General features: G+C 69.1%; 4 protein-coding genes. All 4 read right to left on the bottom strand.

Annotated features, from left to right (window positions below; genetic code table 11):
- Window positions 1-1,397, bottom strand: a 1,397-nt coding sequence (locus tag V7D63_RS13210; protein ID WP_333592740.1) for a 3-hydroxyacyl-CoA dehydrogenase NAD-binding domain-containing protein, incomplete at its 3' end; no start/stop codon positions are given.
- 11 nt (window positions 1,398-1,408) lie between these two features.
- The gene (locus V7D63_RS13205; protein WP_333592739.1) at window positions 1,409-2,614 is read right to left on the bottom strand and encodes an acetyl-CoA C-acetyltransferase; all 1,206 of its coding nucleotides are present in this window, start codon (window positions 2,612-2,614) and stop codon (window positions 1,409-1,411) included.
- Between the two features lie 121 nt (window positions 2,615-2,735).
- Window positions 2,736-3,215: a cytochrome c-type biogenesis protein gene (locus V7D63_RS13200; protein WP_333592738.1), complete on the bottom strand. Its 480-nt coding sequence runs from the start codon at window positions 3,213-3,215 to the stop codon at window positions 2,736-2,738.
- Window positions 3,212-4,478 (bottom strand): heme lyase CcmF/NrfE family subunit (locus V7D63_RS13195; RefSeq protein ID WP_333592737.1); only part of this gene is annotated, 1,267 nt, incomplete at its 5' end. The genes V7D63_RS13195 and V7D63_RS13200, both read right to left, overlap by 4 nt.

Here is a 4,478-nt window from a genome sequence, read left to right as displayed (position 1 = left end):
ATCTCGACCAGCATCATCTTGTCGACGGGCGAGAAGAAGTGGATGCCGATGAAGTCCTCGGGCCGCACGCTGGCCTCGGCCAAGCCGGTGATCGGCAGGGTCGAGGTGTTCGAGCCGAACACGGCGCCGGGCGCCAGTTGGGCCTCGGCGCGCTTGGTCACATCGGCCTTGATCTCGCGGTTCTCGAACACCGCCTCGATCACCAGGTCCGAACCCTTGATCAGGTCGTAGTCGGTGGTGGCGGTGACCGAACCCAAGAGGGCGTCGTATTTGGCCTGGTCGATCTGGCCGCGCGACAGACGCTTCTTCAGCAGCTCCTCGACGTGGGCCTTGCCCTTGTCGGCGCTCTCCTGGTCGCGGTCGATCAGGATGGTCTCGATCCCGGCCAGGGCCTGAACATAGGCGATGCCCGCGCCCATCATGCCGGCGCCGATCACCGTGACCTTCTTGGGATCGGACTTGGGCACGTCGGCCGGGCGCACCGCGCCCTTGTCCAGCTCCTGTTTCGACAGGAACAGCGACCGGATCATCCCTTGAGCCTCGGGCGTCATCAGGGTCTTGATGAAATAGCGGGTCTCGATGCGCAGGGCCGCGTCCATCGGCACCTGAACGCCCTCATAGACGGCCTTCATCAGGTTCAGCACGGCCGGATAGTTGCCGTAGCTCTGCTTCTTGACCATGGCGTTGCCGACCAGGAAATTCTGGATGCCCGCCGGGTGATAGGGACCGCCGCCGGGCAGTTTGAAGCCCTTCACGTCCCACGGCTGGACGGCCTTGCCGCCGCCCTTGATCCAGGCCTTGGCCGCCTCGACCTCGCCGCCCTTGGCGACCACTTCATGGACGATGCCCGCGCCCTTGGCGTCATTGGGACGGAAGGACTTGCCCTCGCTCATGGCCATCATGGCCGGCTGCACGCCGATCAGGCGCGTCAGGCGCTGGGTGCCGCCGCCGCCGGGGAACAGGCCGACCTTGATCTCGGGCAGGCCCAACTGAATCTTGTTGTCGTCGCCGACGACGCGATAGTGGCAGGCCAGGGTCAGCTCCAGCCCGCCGCCCAGGGCCAGGCCATTGATGGCCGCCGCCACCGGCTTGCCGCAGGTCTCCAGCGCGCGCAGGGCGCCGTTCAGCCGCCAGCCGGCGTCATAGGCCGCCTTCAGGTCCGCTCCGCCCAGCATGCCCGAGGCCATGTCGCCCAGGTCGGCCCCGGCGCAGAAGCCCGAGGCCTTGCCCGAGGTCAGGACCGCGCCCTTGACGGCGTCGTCGGTCTTGATGCGTTCGACCCACTCGGGGATTTCCTTCATCACGCCCGAGGTCAGGGTGTTCATCGACCGTCCGGGGACGTCGAAGGTGATCAGGGCGATGCCGTCGGCGTCGACGTCGATCTTGAAGTTTTCCATGTTCGTGATCCTCAGACGCGTTCGATGACGGTGGCGGTGCCCATGCCGCCGCCGATGCACAGGGTGATCAGGGCGGTCTCCTTGTCCGAGCGCTCCAGCTCGTCCAGCACCACGCCGGTGATCATGGCCCCGGTGGCGCCCAGGGGGTGGCCCATGGCGATGGCGCCGCCGCAGACGTTGATCTTGTCATGCGGGATGTCCAGCGCCTGCATGAAGCGCAGGACGACGGCGGCGAAGGCCTCGTTCAGCTCCCACAGGTCGATGTCGGACTTGGCCATGCCCAGCTTGCCCAACAGCTTATGGGCCACGAACTCCGGCCCGGTCAGCATGATCGACGGCTCCGAGCCGATCGAGGCGGCGCCGCGGATCTTGGCGCGCGGCTTCAAGCCCAGGGCCTTGCCGGCCTCCAGCGATCCGATCAGCACCCCGGCCGAACCGTCGACGATGCCCGAGCTGTTGCCCGGCGTATGCACGTGGTTGACGCGCGCCACCTCGGGATAGCGCTGCTGGATCACGGCGTCGAAGGCCATGTCGCCCATCATCTGGAACGAGGGGTTCAGTCCGCCCAGGGTCTGCATATCGGTGTTGGGACGGATGGTTTCGTCGCGGGCCAGTTGCACCAGGCCGAGCTGGTTCTTGACCGGCACGACCGACTTATTGAACCGGCCTTCCTCCCACGAACGGTGCGAGCGTTTGTGGCTCTCGACCGAATAGGCGTCGACGTCGTCGCGGCTGAAGCCCCATTTGGTGGCGATCATGTCGGCCGAGACGCCTTGCGGCACGAAATAGGTCTTGAAGGCGCTGGTCGGATCGACCGGCCAGGCCCCGCCGTCACTGCCCATCGGCACGCGGCTCATGGCTTCGACGCCGCCGCCGACGGCGAAGTCGGCCTCGCCGGACTTCACCTTGGCCGCCGCCATGTTCACGGCCTCCAGGCCCGAGGCGCAGAAGCGGTTGATCTGAACCCCCGCCGTCGCCTGCGACCAACCGGCGTTCAGCACGGCGGTGCGGGCGATGTCGGCCCCCTGTTCGCCCACCGGCGAGACGCAGCCCAGGATCACGTCGTCGACCTTGGAGGTGTCCAGGCCGTTGCGGTCGCGCAGCGCCTCCAGCACCTGGCTGGCCAGGCTCAACGCCGTGATCTCGTGCAGCGATCCGTCGGACTTGCCCTTGCCGCGCGGCGTGCGCACCGCGTCATAGATGTAGGCGTCGGTCATGAGGATGATCTCTCCTTGACGTCCCTAACGCTCGGCGCGCGGCGCCTCGCTGCTTGAGGGACAGAGTGCGGAATCGAAACGTGACCGCCAGAAAGCCTACGTTTACGTCAACGTCAAGTAATTAGGATGTGACGTCCTCGTCCGCCAGCCGTTCGGCCAGCCGTCGTTCCTCGTCGACGGACAGGGGCGAGGTCTCGCCGGACGCGCTTTTACGACCCCGCAGCAACAGGACGGACCCCGCCGCCAGCAACAATGCGAACGGCCCGAACCACAACAGCCAGGTGCCGATGCGAACCGGCGGCTTGAACAGGACATAGTCGCCGTAGCGCTCGACCAGTCCGGCGCGGATCTGGGTGTCCGAACGGCCCGCCGCGATCTCTTCGCGCACCAGGCGGCGCATGTCGGAAGCGACCCCGGCCGGGCTGTCGGCGATGGCCTCGTGCTGGCAGACGACGCAGCGGATGCCCTCGAACAGGGCCTGGGCGCGGGCTTCCTGACCCGCATCGGCCAGGGGCCGGTCGGGCGCAACGGCGGGTTCGGCGACGGCCGGGCCGCCGGACAGCACGATCACGGCGGCGGCGATCGTCAGGGCGCGCCTCATGCCGGCTTCCTCCGCGCCCCGGCGCCCAGCCTCAGCCGCCGATCCAGCAACGACAACAGGCCGCCCAGCGCCATCAGGGCCGGGCCGAGGAAGATCAGCCGCGCCCATGGGTTGAAATACATCCGCATCGCCCAGGCCGGACGGGCGCTTTCGCCGCGCCGCTCGCCCAGGGTCAGATAGACGTCGTCCACGCCCCGAAAATCCAGGCCGACCTCGGTCGTGGTCTGGCCCCCGGCGGGAAAGAAGCGCCGCTCGGCCGTGACCTGGCGCGCGGCGCGGCCGTCGCGGGTCGTGACCGTCAGGATCGCCTGTTCGGCCAGATAGTTCGGTCCCTCGGCGATGCGCACGCTGTCCAGCCGCGCGCTGTACGGCCCGGCGCTCAGGCTCTCGCCGACGGCGATCGTGCGCGCCGCCTCGGCCTTGAAGCCGGTCTCGACCACCGCGCCCAGCACGAAGACGCCCAGGCCCGCATGGGCCAGCGTCATGCCCCAGGCCGCCAGGGGCAGGCCCTTGGCCCGGCGCAGGGTCTCGGCTCCCGGCGCGCGGAACAGGCGGATGCGCTCGGCGACCTCGACCAACGCCCCGACGATCAGCCAGCCGCCCAGGCCCACGCCCGCCGCCGACATCGCCTTCTTCGGCTCGAACAGGGCGAAGGCCAGCAGGCCCAGCACCACGGCCGCGGCCGCCGCGACCCACAGCCGTTGCGCGGCGCCCAGGGCGTCGGCGCGCTTCCACGCCAGCAGCGGCCCGGCGGGCAGGATCAGGCAGGCGACCGCCATCAGGGGCACGAAGGTCGCGGCGAAATAGGGCGGGCCGACCGAAATGGCGGCCCCGGACGCCGCCTCCAGGATCAGCGGATACAGGGTGCCCAACAGCACCGTCGCCGCCGCCGCCGTCAGGAACAGGTTGTTCAGCACCAGGGCGCCCTCGCGGCTGACCGGGGCGAACAGGCCGCCGCCCTTCAGTTGCGGGCTGCGCCAGGCGAACAGGGCGAAGGCCGCGCCGGCGGTCAGGCCCAGGATGGCCAACAGCATGATCCCGCGCTCGGGATCGACGGCGAAGGCGTGGACGCTGGTCAGGACGCCCGAGCGCACCAGGAAGGCGCCCAGCATGGAGAAGGTGAAGGCCAGCAGAGCCAGAAAGACGGTCCAGCCCGCCAGCGCCCCGCGCCGCTCGGTCACCACCGCGCTGTGCAACAGGGCCGCGCCCGCCAGCCACGGCATGAAGCTGGCGTTCTCGACCGGGTCCCAGAACCACCAGCCG

The sequence above is a fragment of the Brevundimonas sp. genome (assembly GCF_036732845.1).
Taxonomy (GTDB): Bacteria; Pseudomonadota; Alphaproteobacteria; order Caulobacterales; family Caulobacteraceae; genus Brevundimonas.
The sequence above is the reverse complement of the archived record's forward strand: the minus strand, read 5'-3'. Positions and strand labels throughout refer to the sequence as shown.